This window comes from Enhygromyxa salina (assembly GCF_002994615.1).
Classification (GTDB): Bacteria; Myxococcota_A; Polyangia; order Nannocystales; family Nannocystaceae; genus Plesiocystis; species Plesiocystis salina_A.
The window spans coordinates 1-17,380 of sequence record NZ_PVNK01000164.1 but is presented as its reverse complement, the minus strand read 5'-3'; the positions used below and the strand labels follow the sequence as shown (position 1 = coordinate 17,380).

Genomic DNA, 17,380 nt, shown 5'->3' with positions numbered 1-17,380 from the left:
CAGTATCAGTTCGGCGGGATCAGGATCTCGGCGGCGCCGCGCAGGCGGAGGCCATTTTCGGGGAACAGGGGCCCGAGGTCGTCGATCTGCTCGACGATGCGCTGGTCCTCGTCGATCGCATAGATCTTGCCGAGCACGCTGAGCCCGTAGAGCTGACCGCCGACCCGCGCGAGGCCGTCGATCTCGTCGCCGCGGACGACGTCTTCGATGAACACGTTGTCGGGCTGTGCGCTCGCGACCTCGCCGGGCGTAGGCGCGACGCAGGTGCTGAGCTCGTTGTGGCCGAGCGGCATCACGCCGTCGTCCTCGCTGCGCAGCCACGCCGAGGCCCCGACGCCGTCGTGATCCTCGATGACGTCGCCCGCGACCCCAACCTTGGCGCCGAAGCTGCACCACTGCTCGCAGACGACGTCGCAGGCGTAGTAGTTCGGGTCCTGGCTGATGTCGCTGCTGTGGACGCAGTGGCCCTGGTCGAGGACCTTCAAGTCGACGCGCAGGAGCGAGCCGTCGGTGACCAGGCCCTTGCTGCCGGCCCCGCGCACGCCGATCAGCAGATCGTCACCCGCGAAGCCGAGGCCGCTGATCGCCTCGAACCAGTAGCAGGGGTCGGTGCTCGGGCTCTCGGCCGGACCCGGGGGGATGACCCAGCGATCGACGGTGATGGTGTTGTCGGTCCGGTGCCAGTCGTCGACGCCGAGGGCCGAGACCGACCACTCGTCGTTGAGCGGGTCGAAGCTCGCGGCCCACAGGCCGTGGTCGGGGTGGTAGGCGAGGTCGCGGGCGACGAACTTGCGCAGGCTGTTGTCTTGAACCGAGATCTCGCCGAGGCGATCGTCGAGCCGGAGCTTGCCGAGCTCGCTGAGGCGGCAGGCGTTGCCGCCGTCGTCGCACTCGCGGGTCGGGTCGTAGACGTAGAGCGTGTTGCCGACGTAGGTGCCCTCTTCGGCCAGCGGGAGGTGGCTCTGGAAGCCCGCGTCCTCGTCGGACAGGCGCGCGTTGACGAACAGGATCAACTCACCCGAGAGCTCGTGGGTCGGCTCGCACTCGTCGTCGTCGCAGGCCGTGTCCGCCTCGCCGGTCTCGCCGCCCACGTCGTCTTCGGGGAGCGGCTCGAAGGCGACGCAGGCGCTCGAGACCAGCGCGCCTACGGTGATGGCCGGGAGCAAGCAAATGAAAGTCGCTTTCATTTGATCGGATTCTGAGAGCCGAGGTGGAACCCGTCAAGACCAAAAATTCCAGGTACAGCGGGTGAGCGCTGGCTCACGGAAGCGTCGTTTGCAACTGAAAACCATTTTCATTAATGTCCCATCCTTCTCTGGAAACGAACATGAAGACGATTGAGCCCTGCCACGGGCGGCTGCGCGCCGCCCTCCTGACCCTGCCCCTGATCAGCCTCGCGTGTGCGGACGACGCCGAGCTCGAGGGCGGGGACGACACGAGCGAGACCGACGGCCCCGGTGACGGTGACAGCGGGGATGGCGACGGTGCCACGGGCGACGGGGACGGTGACCCGGGCGACGGAGACGGCGACCCTGGCGACGGCGACGGTGACAAGCCGGGCCTCGGGGACACACCCAACGTCTTGTGCGAGGCCGCGACCGTCAACCTCGAGATGATCGTCGCCGAGAACAGCAGCGGCGCGCCCGACCCCCTTGCGATCGAGGCGGCCTACGTCGGCACCGGTCTGCAGGAGTTCGTCCAGCAGGCCGACGCGGTCACGGGCCGCGTCGACGCGGGCGTGCTGATCGACGACGCGGCGATCCTCGCGTCGCTCGAAGACGCGATCGCGCTCGGCGATCCCCTCGACATGCTCGACATCGAGTGGACGATCTACCTGGTCATGCAGCAGTACATCCGCCACGAGGTCAGCGACGTGGCCGCGACGCTGCCCGACCCGGGCAACGACCCGGCCCTGCTCTACGCCCGCTGGGATGACGCGTGGTGCTACTGGGACGCGGGCCTGCGCCCGATCGCCCAGCTCGCCGACGGCGTCGGCCTGAGCGGCGACAGCATCGAGGCCGACATCGACGCGGGCTTCGAGTGGGGCCACAGCGGCATCGAGGGCGAGCAGCCCTGGGCGATCGACGAGTGGGTCGTCCCGCCGGCCAAGCAGGTGGTCGAGAAGTCCACCTACGCGATCGCCCACCGCCTCGTCATGCAGTGGTCGGCCGACGCCGCGACCGAGGGCGATCCGGACCTCGCCGCCGCCCAAGCGCGCGCGGCCTACGGGGCCTTTCAGCTCATCGAAGATCGGATGAACAGCAAGAACACGCCGGGGATCGGGATCGTCGAGACCGCGCTGCTCGGCGACCCCGCCCTGATCGACGCCGACGACGTGCTCGACCAGATGAACATCGCGTTCGTCAAGCGCACGCGCAAGTACACGGATCTCGCGCTGCCCGACGTCAGCGGGCTCATGGGCACGGCCGAGGGCCACACGGGCGCCAACGAGGGCGCGACCTACAGCAAGCTGGTCGAGCCCTTCATGGCCGAGCTCGACGGCTTCGATCTCGACGCCTACCGCGGCCACTGGGCCGCGTGGATCGAGGCGATCGTCAACGACGATCTCGACGCCGCCGAGTCCGCGAGCGCGGCGTTGACCGACTACAATTGCCAGCTTCAGGCCGCGCTCGGGATCGTCGAGTGCACCTCGGCGATCGACGAAGACTGATCCGCGATCTTCGTGAGATGCTGGGGCGTGCGTCGGCTCTGTCTTGTCATCGCCACAGCCTCGACGGTCCTGGTCGCAAGCGGGTGTAAAGAGCGGGCCAAGCCCGAGCCCGAGCCCGAGCCCGAGGCGGGCTCAGGCTCGGCGCCCGAGCTCGCCGAGGCCGACCCGAGGCAGGCCGAGCCCGCGCCCGCGCCCGAGTGCAGCGAGGCCGCGGGGGCGATCGCCGACGAGATCGACGCCGCCCGCTACGAGGCCGACCTGCGCCTGATCGCGGCCGCGCGCCCGCCCGGGTCGGACCACTGGAAGCTCGTCCAGGACCACTGCCTCGCGGTGTTCGAGGCCGCCGGGTTCGCGGCCACGCGCTTTGAGGTCGGGGACTCCGGTGTCAGCGTGGTCGGGCGCAAGGACGGGGCCAGGCCCGAGCTGCCGGGCGTGGTCATCGGGGCCCACTACGATCACATCGAGGGCTGCGCCGGGGCCGACGACAACGCCTCGGGCACCGCGGCGGTCCTCGAGCTCGGCCGCGTGCTCGGTGCCCGTGAGTGGGATCGAACGCTGACCGTGGCCTGCTGGGACGAGGAGGAGACCCGGCTCGGGGGCTCACAGGCGTGGGTCGACGCGGCCGTGGCCGACGACCGCGAGATCGCGCTCTACGTCAATTTCGACGCGGTCGGCTTCGCCAACTCCGAGCCCCACAGCCAGAAGCTCCCGCCCGGCGCCGAGCTCCTGTTCGCCAAGCAGATCAGGATGCTCGAGGCCCAAGACTTCCGCGCCGACTTCATCGCGATCCTCGCCGACACCTCGGCCCATGACGCCGCCGCCTACGTCCTCGCCCACGCCGCCCGCGTCGAGCTCCCGGCCGCGCTGCTCGAGATCCCGACCGGGCTCAAGAACGGGGCGGCGCTGTCGGAGCTGCGCCGCTCGGACCACGCCAGCTTCTGGCGCCACGACATCCCGGCGGTGTTCTTGTCGGACACCGCGGACTTTCGCACCGACACCTATCACTGCATCGGGCGGCCGGACACGGTCGAGACTCTGGATCTCGCGTTCGCGACCAAGGTCGTGCGCGCGACCACGGGCGCGGTCGCGGAGCTGCTCTAGCAGCCCGGGGTGCTAGCAGCCCGGGGTGCTAGACGCTCGACGCTTCAACCGCGCGCTGGTGATGTTGTTTGAGCAACGCCTCGCGATCATCGGCTTGGACGAGCGTCGCGAGGTCACCTCCGTCGAGCGGGATCACCAACACATCTCCTTTTCGGTTGGCGGCCAGGGTGGTCTTGACCCCCGCGGTGAAGCCATTGGTTGCGACGAAGAAACCGAACCTGGCGCGGCCGTAGCGTCGCTCGAGCTTGTTCACGAAGCGGTCGAGCTCGCGCGGATCGACCTTCGACGACCAGTTCTTGCACTCGACGATGAAGTACTGGCTGTCCTTGCTCCACAGCGGATCCGCGGACTCGTTGCGCACGACCAGGTCGAACTCCTCGTCGAGGCTGCGGCGCCTGGTTGCGACGACGAAGCCGGGGATCTGACCAAACAGTAGTTCGAGGAGATCCTCGAGCAGTCGCCCCTTCCGCGCGCTGTTGGTCTCCGCGCGAGCCGCATCCCACTGCCTGACGAGCTCCGCCGAGACCTGGTCCTGGTCGAGCGAAGCCAGCCAGCGCTCGCGGGCGAGCTCGGTCGCGTTGCGGAGCTTGGCCCGGAGCAGGGTCTCGAAATTCTGGGTCTTCTCGACGTAGTCGTAGACACCCGCGGCGAAGGCCTGCTCGATCGTCTCGGGGCTGGCGTAGCCCGTCACGATGATGACCTTCGCTCCCGGGCTGCGCCGGTCGACCTCCCCGACGAGGGTGAGCCCCTCGTCGCTACCCTCAGCTCCGTGGAGGCGCTGGTCGAGGAGCACGACAGACCAGTCGCCCTCGTCGAGCGCGGTGACCGCCTCGTCGAGGCTGGTGGCCGTGTGCACCTCGAGCCCGGCCTCCGCGAGCAGCTCGCGGTAGATGCGGAGGATCGCCGGGTCGTCGTCCACGGCGAGGATCTTGTCGGGGCGGATCATGGGCTGTGGCTCTCCTGGGTCGAAGGTAAGCGCAATCGAAAGCGCGCGCCGCCACCGGGGGAGGTCTCGGAGGTGATCGTGCCGCCGAGCTCGCGCTCGACCTCTTCGCGGACGAGGGCGAGGCCGTGGCCGGTGCCATCGGCGCGACTCGAGACGCCATTCTCGAACACCCGCGCGTGCAGTTCCGAAGGGATGCCTGGGCCGTCATCGTCGATGCTGAGCTCAACCACGCCTCCCTCGCTGGCGTCCACGGTGATCGCCAGATTGACCTTGGACCCGCCGACTTGGACGGCGTTGCGCAGCAGGTTGAGCAGCGCGAGGACAAAGCGACCACGATGGCCTCGGCAGCGCGGGGTGGCGGTGCCGGGGATGGTCTCGACCCGGATACTGCCCGAGAGCGGGGTCAGCTTGCTTCGAGCCTCCTCGACCGCCTCGAGGACGGCGAAGCTCGCGGGGAGATCCTCGACCGGGCTGCTCATCCGCGCGGAGGTCTCGACAAACTCGTACAGGCGCGTGATGCCCTGCTCGACCTCGGCCCGGGGCTCGGCCAAGGCCGCGCCGAGGTCGCTGGCTTCGACGGCCCTCCAGACTTTCTTGAGGGCGTAGGTGACGGGCACCAAGGCGTTGCGGACCTCATGGGCGACGAGCCTCGCGTGGCGCATGGTGGTGGCCGCGAGGTCGGGGGGAGGGTAGTCATTGCCGGAGCCACGCAGGACGTTTGCCCGGTCGTCCTGGGCCTGGGCGCGGGCGAGGTTTGTAAACAGATCCTGGGTCTCGGCGTCGCGCGTCCACAGCTGTCGGCCCGTGGCGGTCAGCTCGTAGCCGAAGCATCCGGACTCGTGCCACTGCGTGAGGGCGCCGAGCGACGACCAGCGATCGACCCCCGACCCCAGCGGGAACGGGTCGTCGTCGTCGTCGTCGTCGTCGTCGTCCTCGCTGAAGAAGGTGTGGCCTGCGGAGCGGATGAGCGTCGCAAGCTGCGCGGCGCTCAGGCACCACGGGTCGTCGTCGCCGACCGCCTGCTCGAGCTCCAGCGCGAGCAGCCACCGCAGACGGTCGATCCCGCGAAGACGTTGCAAGGTGTGGCCACGCAGTCCCAGGCGCGGGGGAGCGGGGGGCCTGCTGACGAGGTCTAGCCGCTCGCAGTAGCGCGAGACGATCTGCCATGGGTGGTCGCTCGGCCAAGCGCTGACTTTGCGCGCGACCCCTTGGGCGACCTGCGTCACGCGGGTCCAGGCCGCGCCATTGAGTCCGTCCTCGGCGTCGTCCTGGAGCATCGAGGCAAAACGCAGAGCCGAGTCGATCAGTTGGGACCGCGCTCGGGCGTCGAGCCGGGCGCCGAATCCGGCGAGCAATTCCCAGTGCAGCTCATCCACGAAGTGCTCGAGGCGACGCCCAGGCCACTGGCGGGCAAACTGCCTCGCCAGACGGTCCTCGACGACTTCGTTGCCCGTTTTTGCGCGCTCGAAGGCGGCCAGGAGCGTGGCTTCGTGATGTGCGAAGTCGGGGCGGACATCGGGCTCGACGACGCTCCCGTTCTCGACAGCCTGGACACGCTGCAGGTGCCGCTCGATGCTGTCGAGGAGCCTCGTCACGAGGCGAGCCTAGCAGTCGATCCCTGCTCCGTCACGATGGTCGCGGGCGCAGCGGTGACGCTCAGTTCTGCCGCTGGCCCAGGTTCGCGTTGACGACCGCGCCGTTGAGCGCGGGCGTCCGCGTCGCGAACTCGACGATCTCCGCGACCTCCTCGGGCTCGAGCAGGCGGCCGTAGGAGACCATGTCGAGGACCTCGCGCTCGAACATCGGATCGGCCTCGAGCACCGGTCGCAGCATCCCGGTGTCGACGAAGCCCGGCGCCACGCACATCGTGTTGATCCCGCGACCCCACAGATCCTGAACGGTCGCGCGCATCAGCCCGAGCATCGCGTGCTTGCCGGTCACGTAGCTGAGCCGCCGGGGCGCGCCCTTCTCCGACAGGGTCGAGCCGACGAAGATGATCGAAGAGCCGTGGCCCATGCACGGGATGAGCGCGGCGTTGAGCAGCGCCGGGGTCACGACGTTGAGACGCAAGGTCCGCTCGAGGACGGCGCTCTCGACCTCGAGCGCGTCGTCGTGGGGCAAAGCGGCGGCGTTGTGGACGACATGGATCACGCCCTGTCCGGTCGGTAGCTTGGGCAACAGCTCTGGCAGCAGCTTGGGGACGACGTCGGCGCCGGCGAGATCGATCAGCAGGCTGTCGACGATGTCGACGGGGCAGCGGCGTCGGGCGAGGCTGATGACATGATGGCCGCGGGACGCAAAGCGTTCGGCGATCGCCAGGCCGATTCCCGTGCTCGCGCCGGTGACGATGACGGTGGGCTCGGTCATGAGATCCAGGATAGCTGTACGCGGGCTCTTGTGCGCTCGGTGCTGTGATCGAAAAACTTGCCAACAGAGCGCTGAACCTGCGGGTTTCGGGCAGATCTCAGGGAGCCGGACCCGAAGATATTCTGGGCCTGCGCGGAGCCCGGCCGAGCGTGTGTCGCGCATTTTGCAGCGGCTCCTCGACCCCGCAAAGCACGCTGCATCGACGGCGGCAGGGGCCTCAGTCAGCCGGCCATGGTTCGGGGGGCACGGGGTTGGGCGAGTTGGTCGTGCTGCCGCGGGCCTCGATGTTCTCGATGAAGCGGTAGACATAGAACAGGTCATCCTCGATGTCGGCGTCGTCGCTCTGCTCGAGCCAGGCCTCGAGGCTGAGCGCGAGCGGGCGAAGGATCGACAGGGCCCCGGCGTCGTCGCCCTTCGAGGCCCGGGTCGCGGCCATCTCGAACGCGACGTAGATGTTGAGCATCACGAAGCCCTTCTCGACGCTCTCGTTGGTGAACCACCCGTTGTCGGGGGTCTCCCACGGGCCGAGCGGGGAGCTGATCTCGACGACCTGCTCGACGAGCTCCTCGCTGCCGGGGACCTGATACTCGAGCTCGATGCGTCCGACCTCGCCGGGGCTGTCGCCGGTTGGGGTGAGCTCGAGGATCATCGCGCCGCCGCCACCGCGGCGACCCTTCTCGTTGTCGTCGTCGCTGACGCGGTGGGCGATCTGCAGGATCGGGATGTCGATGTGGCCGTGGTTGCCCCAGACCTCGGCCTGCTTGGTCCCGTAGATGTTGCGCAGGTCGTAGCCGGCGAACACGGTCGCGTCGATCGTGACATCCTGGGCCAGGGGCACGACAAAGGCCTGGACCTCCTCCTCGAACACCTCCTCGACCGCGGCGTAGTCCTCGACGTAGTAGAACGAGCCGCTGCCGAGCTCGGCGAGGCTCCGCATCAGGTCGACGTCGAAGTCGTTGCCGAGCCCGATCGTGGTCAGGCCGTAGCCGAGGTCGGCCCAGGCCGTGGCCAGGCCCTCGATCTTCTCGGAGCTGGTCAGGCCGATGGTCGCGAGGCCGTCGGAGACCAGGACCACGCGGTTTTGATAGCCGTCTTGGGCGTGGGCCTGGACGACCTCGAACGCGGTCCGGAGCCCGGCGTAGATGTTGGTCGAGCCCCTCGACTCGAGCCCGGCGATCGCGGTTGCGAGCTCGACGGAGTCACCCGCGACGTGCTCGACGATGAGCTCGGCGTCGTCGCCGAACCCGACCAGGCTGACGTGGTCGCCGGGCTCGAGGCTGTTGCGCATGCGCAGCAGGCCCTCGCGCACGCGGTCGAGCGGCTCACCTTCCATCGAGCCCGACAGATCCACGGCGATCGTCAGGTTGAGCGGCGGGCGCTCGAGCGCGTCGGCGTCGATCGGGGTGTTCATCCCGACGAGCACGACCGTGCAGTTTGAGCCGGAGATCATGTTGCCCATGACCCCGAGGAGTCCGTGGATGCACACGTCCTCGCCGCAGTCGGGCGTCGGCATCGGGACCTGGTGCTCGGCGAAGAAGCCGACGTCGTCGATCGTGTTGGGCCCGGGGATGCCGCCTTCGAGCAAGATCTCGCGGAACAGGCCGAAGTCCTGGGCGCCACCTTGGCCGACGCCGGAGCCGAGCGAGGAGCCGTCGCCCCCCTCGCCCTCGAAATCGTTGTAGCCGCTCTCGCTGCAGCCGAGGCTCGGGAGGGTCAGCAGGGACAGGGTGCTCAGGGCGGCGACGGCGAGGCGGGCCTGGAGCGATGCGGGGGCGGGGGTGCGGCGGTCTTGCATGGCGAGGCTCTCGAGTGAGTCTGCGTGGGTAGTCTCGCCACACCGAGATCGGTTCACCGAGGGCCTTCGACTCCGATCTTTAAAGGAGGATCGCCAAATCAGACCCCTCGCCCACTCCCGGAGTCTGGCCGCGGGTCTGAGAGATCGCGCACTAGCCGCGCTGCCCCTCGGCCAAAACACTCACAGGCTCGCGTTCGCAACCGGCCACGGAGCTTTGGCTGTGACCGACCCGACCCCCGGATCAAGGTCGATCATCCTCGCGAAAAGAGGAGCAAAGGTGATACGCTCCGCGCCGAGATGGCCAAAGAAGCATCCGTTGCCCCCAAAGAACGCGTCAACATCGTCTACAAGCCGGCCGGCGATGCACAGGAGGACGTCGAGCTCCCGCTCCGCATCCTGATGCTCGGTGACTTCACCGGCCAGGCAGATGAAACCCCCGTTGAGGAGCGCAAGCCGATCAACGTCGACAAGGACAACTTCAACGACGTGCTCGCCGAGTACAAGGTTGGCGTCGACATCAACGTGCCCGACACCTTGTCCGGAGAAGAGGGCGCCGAGATGGGCGTCTCGCTCAAGTTCAAGAACATCAAGGACTTCACGCCCGAGGGCGTTGTCGATCAAGTCCCGGAGCTCAAGACCTTGCTCGATCTCCGCAACGCTCTCAACGCCCTCAAAGGTCCGCTGGGCAACGTCCCCGCGTTCCGCAAGAAAATCCAGAACCTGCTCGAGGACTCCGACGCCCGCGACAAGCTGATGGCCGAGCTCGGCGTCAACAACGATTGAGCCCAGTCCCCCTCACTGATTTCCACCGACAAACGGAACGTTTCCAATGAGCACCGAAACCGAGAACGAAGCGGGGGGCGCGGCGGCAGCCGAGGGCTCCCTCCTCGACACCATCTTGTCCGAGACCAAGCTCGCCCCCGGCGACGAGGCCTACGACGTCACCAAGCAGGGCGTGCAGGCCTTCATCAGCGAGATGCTGAGGGGCCGCGAGTCCAAGAAGATCGACAAGGCCGCCGTCGACGCGATGATCGCCGAGCTCGACGACCGGATGAGCAAGCAGCTCAACGAGATCCTTCACAACGCCCAGTTCCAGGCGATCGAGTCGGCCTGGCGCAGCCTCAAGTACGTCGTCGACAACGTCAACTTCCGCGAGAACGTGCGCATCAACGTGCTCTCGGTCCAAAAAGACGAGCTGCTCGAGGACTTCGAAGACGCCCCCGAGGTGACCAAGTCGGGCCTCTATCGCACGGTCTACTCGGCCGAGTACGGGACCTTCGGCGGTCGGCCCTACGGGCTGATGTGCTCGCTCTACGACTTCGCTGGCGGGCCCCAGGACATCGAGCTCCTCCAGCAGTGCGCCGCGGTCGCGACCATGGCCCACGCGCCCTTCATCGGCAACGCCGCGCCCAAGCTGTTCGGCTGCGACAGCTACGAGGAGCTGCCCCGGCTCAAGGATCTCCAGAGCCTGTTCGAGGGTCCGCAGTACGCCCGCTGGCACGCCTTCCGCGAGAGCGAAGACGCCCGCTACGTCGGCCTGTGCGCCCCGCGGATGATGCTCCGCATGCCCTACGGGCCCGACGACGTGCCGGTCAAGTCCTTCAACTTCAAGGAGGACGTGATCGACCAGCACGAGAACTACCTCTGGGGCCACAGCTCGATCGCGCTCGCGACTCGGGTCGCCGACAGCTTCGCCAAGTACCGCTGGTGCCCGAACATCATCGGCCCGACCTCGGGCGGCGCGGTCGAGGATCTGCCGCTGCACCAGTACAAGGCGATGGGCGAGATTCAGACCAAGCTGCCGATCGAGTGCCAGCTGACCGAGCGCCGCGAGTTCGAGATGGCCGAGGAGGGCCTGATCGGCCTGACGATGCGCAAGGGCAGCAACAACGCCGCGTTCTTCTCGGCCAACTCGGTCCAGAAGCCCAAGGTGTTCCCCAACACCCCCGAGGGCATCGCCGCCTCGACCAACTATCGGCTCGGCACCCAGCTGCCCTACATGTTCATCGTGACCCGCCTGTCGCACTACATGAAGGTGCTGCAGCGCGAGCAGATCGGCTCGTGGAAGGAGCGCGGCGACCTCGAGCGCGAGCTCAACGTCTGGATCAGCCAGTACGTCGCCGACATGGACAACCCCGCGCCGGGCGTCCGCTCGCGTCGGCCGCTGCGCAAGGCCTCGATCACGGTCGAGGATGTCGAGGGCCAACCCGGTTGGTACAAGTGCTCGATGAAGATCCGCCCGCACTTCAAGTACATGGGCGCGTCCTTCGAGCTGTCGCTGGTCGGCAAGCTCGACAAGGAGTGAGCTCCACCACTTCGTGAATGCGGCCACCGGGGCTCCCTACGCAGGTTAGCGTGGGGGGCCCTTTTCACTGGCAAGCCCCAAGAAGAGCCATGGACAAGCAGACCGTCGACCAACGCGCCGCCGCCCTCCTCGCGCCGATCCCCGGCGACAACCCCGGAGGCGAGAACGCCAACTACGATCCGCGCCACGAAGAGCTGCGCCGCGAGGTCGCAAAGATCGAGTCACCCACGACCGGCATGCCCGATTGGTCGGTCGTCGCCAAGGTCGGCGAGGAGCTGCTGAAGTCGACGAGCAAGGACTTCTTGATGGCCGCCTACGTCGCCTGGGCGTGGTTCGAGAACGAGGGCCTCGACGGGCTCGCGTGCGGCGTCCAGCTGATGACCGGGCTCGTCGAGCAGTACTGGGACAACGGCTTTCCCCCGCGCAAGCGCATCCGCGGGCGCGGCAACGCCTACGGGTGGTTCATGGGTCGGTTCGAGAACGCCGCGGCGGAGCTGAAGGTGACCGCCAAGGACCGCGTCGCGATCGCGCTGCTCGAGAAGTCCGTGCCCGTGTTTGCGGCCGTCGTGCGCGAGAAGTTCGAGGACCACGCGCCGGGCATGCGGGCGCTGACGGACGGGGTCAAGCGCCTGGTGATCAGCTTGCCGCCCGCGACCGAGCAGGACCAGGCCGCCGTCGACGCGGCCCTCGGTGGGGGAGCGGCCGCCGCCGAGCCGCCGCCCGTCGCCGAGGCACCGCCCGCCGCCGCCGAGCCGCCGCCCGCCGCCGAGCCGCCGCCGGTCGCCGAGGCACCCGCGGAGCCTCCACCGGTCGCCGCGGCGCCGCCTGAACCTGCGCCCGCGCCGAAGGCCGAGCCGCCGCCGCCCGAGCCCGAGCCCGAGCCCGAGGAGCCAAAGAGCAAGTGGGCCGCCCGGGTCGCGAAGTGGCTCGAGCCGATCCCCGGCGAGAGCGCGTCGGGAGAGGACACGCGCTACGACCCCGACCACTCGGCGGTCCGGACCGAGGTCGAGAAGCTCGAGTCGGTGACCTCGGGGCCGCCCGACTGGACCGTGGTCCGGCGGACCGCCGACCAGCTGCTGCGCGACAAGACCAAGGATCTGACCCTCGCTGCCTATCTCTCCCGGGCGCTCTACGAGCTCGACGGCCTCGACGGCCTCGTGACCGGCTTCGCTTTGCTCGCCGAGCTGTCCGAGCGCTTCTGGGACGGGATGTATCCGCCCAAGAAGAAGGAGCGGCGCCGGGCCAACGCGGTCACGTGGCTGTTCGAGCCGGTCGAGCGCGCGCTCGGGGAGCTGCAGCCGACGGCCAAGGACGCCCGGGTGATCTACGACCTCGACGAGGTCGCCAAGCACCTGTTCGGCGTCTTTGGTCAGAAGTTCGAGAAGCACGCCCCGGGCACCCGTGGGATCCGCGACGGGCTCACGCGGGCGAAGATGTCGGTCCCGGAGCCGCCCAAGGACGAGCCGAAGCCCGAGCCGAAGCCCGAGCCGAAGCCCGCGCCTGCGGCCGCCTCGGCGAGCGCGGCCCCGGCGAGCGCGGCCGCTGCACCGCCGCCGCCCGCCGCCGAGCCCGACAAGCCCAGCTTCGATCCGGCCGCGCTGGCGGCGAAGTGGATCGAGCCGATCTCCGCGGACAACCCCGTCGGCGAAGACGCGCGCTACGAGCCCGCGCACGAGGCCACGCGCAACGAGATCGCCAAGCTCGAGTCGGTGACCGGCGGCGAGGTCGACTGGCGCGCGGTCCAGCGCGAGGCGACGACGGTCCTGACCGAGAAGAGCAAGGACCTGCTGATCGCGGCCTACCTCGCCCGGGCGCTCCACGTCGAAGGCGGCTTCAAGGGCCTGGTCCAGGGCATGGCGCTGCTCTCGGAGCTGTGTGAGCGCTACTGGGACGGCATGCAGCCGCCCAAGAAAAAGGAGCGGCGCCGGGCCAACGCGATGATCTGGCTGTTCGACCAGCTCGAGCGCGAGCTCGCCGACTACAAGCCCGAGGCCAACGAGGCCGCCGACATCGAGCTGCTCGAGCAGGCCAACAAGCACATGCTCTCGGTCATCGGGCAGAAGTTCGAGAAGCACTCGCCCGGGACCCGCGGGCTGCGTGACGCGATCACGCGGCTGAAGATGTCGGTGCCCGCGCCCGCGCCGAAGCCCGAGCCGAAGCCCGAGCCGAAGCCCGAGCCGAAGCCCGAGCCCCAGGCCGCCGCGCCGACGCCCGCGGCCCAGCCCGCGCCGACCTCGACCGCGCCGGTCTCTGCGCCCGCGACCCAGGCCGCGCCCAAGAGCCCCGAGGAGGTCCTCGGCTACCTCCGCAACGTCGGCAATGACTTCGTGTCGGCGGCGGCCAAGCTGCGTGACGCCAACGTCGCCGATCCGCTGCCCTACCGGCTGATCCGGATCGCGCTCTACCTCCACATCACGAACCCGCCGCCCGCCGGCCCTGACGGCAAGCTCAAGCTCCCGCCGCCGCCCGCCGACGTGCTCAAGCGCCTCGACTTGATGCGCGCCAACGCCAAGTGGGCGTCGATCGTGAACGAGATCGAGGGCTTGCTCAAGCGCTTCCGCTTCAGCCTCGATCTGCACCACCGCTCGGCCCAGGCGCTGGCCGGCCTCGGCCACGCGGCCGCGCAGGAGGCCGTCGTCGACGGCGTCCGTTCGCTGCTGCTGCGGATGCCGACCCTGCTCGCGTTGAGCTTTCGCGACGGCACGCCCGTGTGCGGGCCCGAGGCCAGGGCTTGGATCAACGACGAGGTCCTCGCTGACAGCGGCGGAGCGGGCGGCGGGGGAGGCCCCGGCGGGCTGCCCGAGGCCGTTCAAGAGGTCATCGCCACGGCCAAGAAGGCCGCGAGCGGGGGCAAGTTCGGCGAGGCCGCGAGCGAGATGCAAGCGGCGATCGACACGGCTGGCAACGCGCGCAATCGTTTCTTGGCCCGGATGGCGCTGGCCGAGATGGCCGCGGCCGGAGCCCCGCGCGTGGCCCTCGGCCTCTACGCCGCGCTCGCGCGTGAGGCCGAGGAGCTCGGCATCGACCAGTGGGAGCCCGAGCTCGCCGGGCGCTGCCTCCAGGGCCTCGTCCGCGCCCAGGCCGACGCGGCCAAGGCCAAGCCCCCGCTGACCACAGACTCGGCCTACGAGCGTCTGTGCCGGATCGACCCGGCCGCCGCCGCGACCCTGAAGGGCTGAGCGCGAGGGTCACAACCCCAGCGGCCGGGCCGAGGGGCGAGGAGATCGGCTCGGGCCCTCGGGGCACGCGTGAGGGTCACGCGTGGGGTGGGCTCGAGCGCGCATCGGGCCTGGAGACTTCGGCCGTTTTTGGCTACCCTGCGAGCGGCGATTGATCGATGCGTGGCGAGCCGGCCGATCTCGGTCGCGCACGTGTTCGGCTCCGCCCATACGGCCCATGTCCAACTCCGACGCTCGCGACTCCTCTCATGTCCACTGGCTGCTGCTCGGCTCGCTGTCCAACGAACCGAGCGGGCGTCGCTTCGTCCTCGACAGCGAGAGCTTCGCGGACGCGTTCCGCGAGGCGAACACCCAGGCCAAGGTCGACATCGGGCCCGCGCTCGGTGCCGCGGGGGCCCACGAGGTCGAGCTCGGGTTCGCCCAGCTCAAGCAATACAGCATGAAGCACATCCTGGCTTCGGTCCCGGTGCTCGGGCCGCTGCGCAAGCTCGCGGACGATCTCGGCGGGGCCGCGTCGCGCCGACCCTCGGATGACGCCGCCGTCGCCAAGGTCGTCGAGCTCGTCGGCGACGGGCCGCTCGCGGCCGAGCTGCGCAAGGTCTTCGCTGGTCAGGACGACGCGCCCGCACCCGCGCCCGAGCCCGAGCCCGAGTCCGGTGGCGACGCGCTCGTCGACGAGCTGCTCGAGCAGCACGAGACCAAGCAGGCCAACACCAAGCGCGCCGTCGACTCGTTCATCGCGGCGGTCCGCGGGCGCAAGCCGAGCGCCGACGCGGCCAAGCCCAAGCCCCCGAATCGGCGCGCGCGCGAGCTGGTCGAGACCGCGGTCTACGGCGCGGTCGGAGCGATCCTCAACGACCCCGCGGTCACGGAGCCCGAGGCGCTGTGGCGGGGGCTGAGGCTGGTCGTCAAACAGGCCCCTGCCCGGTCGGGGATGCTCGTCGAGATCGTCGACGTCGCGCCGAGCGGGATCGAAGCCGCGCTGCGCGACTGCCTCGACGACGAGCCGATGAACCGTCCCGACGCGTTCTTTTGCTTCGACCGCATCGAAGACCCCGAGCGGATGGCCGCGCTGGCCTCGGTCGCCGAAGACATGCACGCCCCGATCGTGGTCGGCGTCGGGCCGCGGTTGTTCGGTGTCGACGATGCCGAGGACGTGGTCCAGACCTTGCGTGACGCCAAGCCCGACCCGGCGGCGGCGATGCCCGAGGGCTGGGCGGAGCTGCGCGCCGACGAGGTCTCACGCTGGCTGAGCGTCACGACCAACGACGTGGTCGTCGCGGCCGAGGGCGCTGGCTCGGCGCGACGGACCGTGCTCGGCAGCTCCGTGTTTGCGCTCGCGGCCATGATCGCGGCCAGCTACCGTCACACGGGTGGCTTCGCTCGGATCATGGGCAAAGAGGGGTCACTCAAGGCGCCCGGATTGCGCGAGGTTCAAAAGGGGCGCGAGACCGGCTCAGCCGTCCCGACGGCCGGTTTTTTGTCGATTCGTGCTCAGGGCGAGCTGGCCTCGGTTGGTATTATCGGCCTTGGCAGTGGGCGGAATACGGACATGGTCGCGCTCTCGGAGGTGCCGACGGTCCGAGGCTCGAAAGACGCCGTGCCGCTGCCCGCCCAGATCCTGACCGGGCGGTTGGTGCGCTTTGCCCAGTGGGTGTGCGATCAAGTCCCGGCCGGCCAGACCCGCGAAGAGGTCGTGAAGCTGTTCCAAGACGCCGCTACGGTGTTCTTGTTTCCAGGTCTGAGCACCGGGGCAGAACTCCACGCTGGCGTCGTCGACGAAAACGGGGCGCCGGCGATCCGGTTGGTCGCGAACGTTCACCCGCGCCTGGCCGGGATCCCCTTCGAGGTCGGTTTCGACCTCCCCCTTGGAGTGGCGCTCGCCGATTGAGCGTCGCTTCGGCTTGACAGCATCCACACTACAGACCTAACGTCACCGCGCATCGGGAGACGACGACCGAAACGGTAAGCAGAGCGAGATAGGAACCGAAAAATGGCTGAGACAGTACACCTCTACCTGAAATCGAACGGCAACGATATCCAAGGCCAGAGCACCCAAACGAGCCTCGGCCGCGCCGACTCGATCGAGTGCCTCTACTTCGAGGACGCCGTTCGAACCGCGCGCGAGAAGGGCTCCGGCCTGGCGACCGGGCGTCGAACCTACGAGCCGATCCGCATCCTCAAGCGCATCGACAAGTCCTCGCCGCTGTTGGCGAAGGCGCTGTGCAACAACGAGAAGGTCGACGGCGTCTTCAAGTTCTTCCGTCCGAACGAAGACACCGGCGAGACCGAGCACTTCTTCACGGTCGAGATCGAGAAGGGCCGCCTCGGCGGCATCAAGCGCGTGTCGCCGAACGTCATCGACCCGGCCGCGGGCTCGGATCCACCCACCGAGGAGGTCACCTTCGTGTTCCACACGATCACGTGGACCTTCGAGGACGGCGGCGTCATGCACTCGGATCGCTGGGACGGCGAGTCCTGAGCTCGTCCCACGGACGAGACTGAGAAAGACCACCTTCGGGTGGTCTTTTTTTTAGACCCCCACGAGGCGTCCTGCACTTTGCCACGCACTGCCGCTGCGCGGCAGGTCGTTCGGTCGCTGCGCTCCGTTGTTATAGACCCCCACGGGGAGTCAGCGACTTTGCCACGCACTGCCGCTGCGCGGCAGGTCGTTCGGTCGCTGCGCTCCCTCTCTCGGTGGGCTGGTATGAGCTTCGCGGCCTGGGTGCGTGGCCCCCTAGAAGGGGGCTTTTTTAGACCCCCCTGGCCGTTGGCGACTTTGCCACGCACGGCCGCAAGCGGCCGGTCGCTCCGTCGCTGCGCTCCGTCGCTCGGTGGGCTGGTATGAGCTTCGCGGCCTGGGTGCGTGGCCCCCTAGAAGGGGGCTTTTTTAGACCCCCCTGGCCGTTGGCGACTCTGCCACGCACTGCCGCTGCGCGGCAGGTCGTTCGGTCGCTGCGCTCCCTCTCTCGGTGGGCTGGTATGAGCTTCGCGGCCTGGGTGCGTGGCCCCCTAG

The 17,380-nt window shown here is 68.8% G+C and carries 13 protein-coding genes; 8 read left to right on the top strand and 5 right to left on the bottom strand.

Annotated elements, in window-relative coordinates; translation table 11 throughout:
* Positions 1–5: 5 nt before the first annotated feature.
* Positions 6–1,187 (bottom strand): hypothetical protein, encoded by a 1,182-nt coding sequence (locus ENSA5_RS17790; RefSeq protein ID WP_106392873.1) that lies wholly within the window; start codon positions 1,185–1,187, stop codon positions 6–8.
* Positions 1,188–1,327: 140 nt separating this feature from the next.
* Between ENSA5_RS17790 and ENSA5_RS17780 the strand changes: the two genes are divergently transcribed.
* Both ENSA5_RS17780 and ENSA5_RS17775 read left to right on the top strand, forming a co-directional pair.
* Positions 1,328–2,671, top strand: a complete 1,344-nt coding sequence (locus tag ENSA5_RS17780; RefSeq protein WP_181197868.1) for a hypothetical protein — start codon at positions 1,328–1,330, stop codon at positions 2,669–2,671.
* 27 nt (positions 2,672–2,698) lie between these two features.
* Complete coding sequence (locus ENSA5_RS17775) at positions 2,699–3,772, top strand: M28 family peptidase (RefSeq protein ID WP_106392870.1); 1,074 nt, start codon at positions 2,699–2,701, stop codon at positions 3,770–3,772.
* A gap of 28 nt (positions 3,773–3,800) precedes the next feature.
* Here the strand turns inward: ENSA5_RS17775 and ENSA5_RS17770 are convergent, their stop codons facing one another.
* Both ENSA5_RS17770 and ENSA5_RS17765 read right to left on the bottom strand, forming a co-directional pair.
* Positions 3,801–4,718 (bottom strand): response regulator, encoded by a 918-nt coding sequence (locus tag ENSA5_RS17770; protein WP_106392869.1) that lies wholly within the window; start codon positions 4,716–4,718, stop codon positions 3,801–3,803.
* On the bottom strand, positions 4,715–5,797 hold the full coding sequence (locus ENSA5_RS17765) for an ATP-binding protein (protein WP_181197867.1): 1,083 nt from the start codon (positions 5,795–5,797) through the stop codon (positions 4,715–4,717). The genes ENSA5_RS17770 and ENSA5_RS17765 overlap by 4 nt, the downstream gene beginning before the upstream one ends.
* Before the next feature lie 129 nt (positions 5,798–5,926).
* Here ENSA5_RS17765 and ENSA5_RS37790 point away from each other — a divergent pair, with 129 nt between their 5' ends.
* The gene (locus tag ENSA5_RS37790; protein ID WP_181197866.1) at positions 5,927–6,406 is read left to right on the top strand and encodes a hypothetical protein; all 480 of its coding nucleotides are present in this window, start codon (positions 5,927–5,929) and stop codon (positions 6,404–6,406) included.
* Here the strand turns inward: ENSA5_RS37790 and ENSA5_RS17760 are convergent.
* Complete coding sequence (locus ENSA5_RS17760) at positions 6,375–7,085, bottom strand: SDR family NAD(P)-dependent oxidoreductase (protein ID WP_181197865.1); 711 nt, start codon at positions 7,083–7,085, stop codon at positions 6,375–6,377. The two genes, ENSA5_RS37790 and ENSA5_RS17760, sit on opposite strands and share 32 nt — an antisense overlap.
* Before the next feature lie 217 nt (positions 7,086–7,302).
* The gene (locus tag ENSA5_RS17755) at positions 7,303–8,880 is read right to left on the bottom strand and encodes a vWA domain-containing protein (RefSeq protein WP_106392866.1); all 1,578 of its coding nucleotides are present in this window, start codon (positions 8,878–8,880) and stop codon (positions 7,303–7,305) included.
* Positions 8,881–9,177: 297 nt separating this feature from the next.
* Between ENSA5_RS17755 and tssB the strand changes: the two genes are divergently transcribed.
* The 5 genes from tssB (at position 9,178) to tssD (ending at position 16,846) form a co-directional block, all read left to right on the top strand.
* A complete protein-coding gene (gene tssB, locus ENSA5_RS17750; protein WP_106392865.1) occupies positions 9,178–9,663 on the top strand; it encodes a type VI secretion system contractile sheath small subunit in 486 nt (161 codons plus the stop codon).
* A gap of 46 nt (positions 9,664–9,709) precedes the next feature.
* Positions 9,710–11,185 (top strand): type VI secretion system contractile sheath large subunit, encoded by a 1,476-nt coding sequence (tssC, locus tag ENSA5_RS17745; RefSeq protein WP_106392864.1) that lies wholly within the window; start codon positions 9,710–9,712, stop codon positions 11,183–11,185.
* Positions 11,186–11,274: 89 nt separating this feature from the next.
* A complete protein-coding gene (tssA, locus tag ENSA5_RS17740; protein ID WP_181197864.1) occupies positions 11,275–14,364 on the top strand; it encodes a type VI secretion system protein TssA in 3,090 nt (1,029 codons plus the stop codon).
* A 217-nt stretch (positions 14,365–14,581) separates the two neighbouring features.
* Positions 14,582–16,255: a type VI secretion system contractile sheath domain-containing protein gene (locus tag ENSA5_RS17735; RefSeq protein ID WP_106392862.1), complete on the top strand. Its 1,674-nt coding sequence runs from the start codon at positions 14,582–14,584 to the stop codon at positions 16,253–16,255.
* Positions 16,256–16,357: 102 nt separating this feature from the next.
* Entirely contained in the window at positions 16,358–16,846 is a 489-nt protein-coding gene (tssD, locus tag ENSA5_RS17730; RefSeq protein ID WP_106392861.1) for a type VI secretion system tube protein TssD, read from the top strand.
* The last annotated feature ends 534 nt before the right edge of the window (positions 16,847–17,380 follow it).

Bases quoted from the DNA above. Each gene is read 5' to 3' on its own strand.
- tssC (WP_106392864.1), top strand. From the start codon at position 9,710: ATGAGCACCGAAACCGAGAACGAAGCGGGGGGCGCGGCGGCAGCCGAG.
- ENSA5_RS17790 (WP_106392873.1), bottom strand. From the start codon at position 1,187: ATGAAAGCGACTTTCATTTGCTTGCTCCCGGCCATCACCGTAGGCGCG.
- ENSA5_RS17760 (WP_181197865.1), bottom strand. From the start codon at position 7,085: ATGACCGAGCCCACCGTCATCGTCACCGGCGCGAGCACGGGAATCGGC.
- ENSA5_RS17755 (WP_106392866.1), bottom strand. From the start codon at position 8,880: ATGCAAGACCGCCGCACCCCCGCCCCCGCATCGCTCCAGGCCCGCCTC.
- tssB (WP_106392865.1), top strand. From the start codon at position 9,178: ATGGCCAAAGAAGCATCCGTTGCCCCCAAAGAACGCGTCAACATCGTC.
- tssA (WP_181197864.1), top strand. From the start codon at position 11,275: ATGGACAAGCAGACCGTCGACCAACGCGCCGCCGCCCTCCTCGCGCCG.
- ENSA5_RS17735 (WP_106392862.1), top strand. From the start codon at position 14,582: ATGTCCAACTCCGACGCTCGCGACTCCTCTCATGTCCACTGGCTGCTG.
- tssD (WP_106392861.1), top strand. From the start codon at position 16,358: ATGGCTGAGACAGTACACCTCTACCTGAAATCGAACGGCAACGATATC.
- ENSA5_RS17770 (WP_106392869.1), bottom strand. From the start codon at position 4,718: ATGATCCGCCCCGACAAGATCCTCGCCGTGGACGACGACCCGGCGATC.
- ENSA5_RS17780 (WP_181197868.1), top strand. From the start codon at position 1,328: ATGAAGACGATTGAGCCCTGCCACGGGCGGCTGCGCGCCGCCCTCCTG.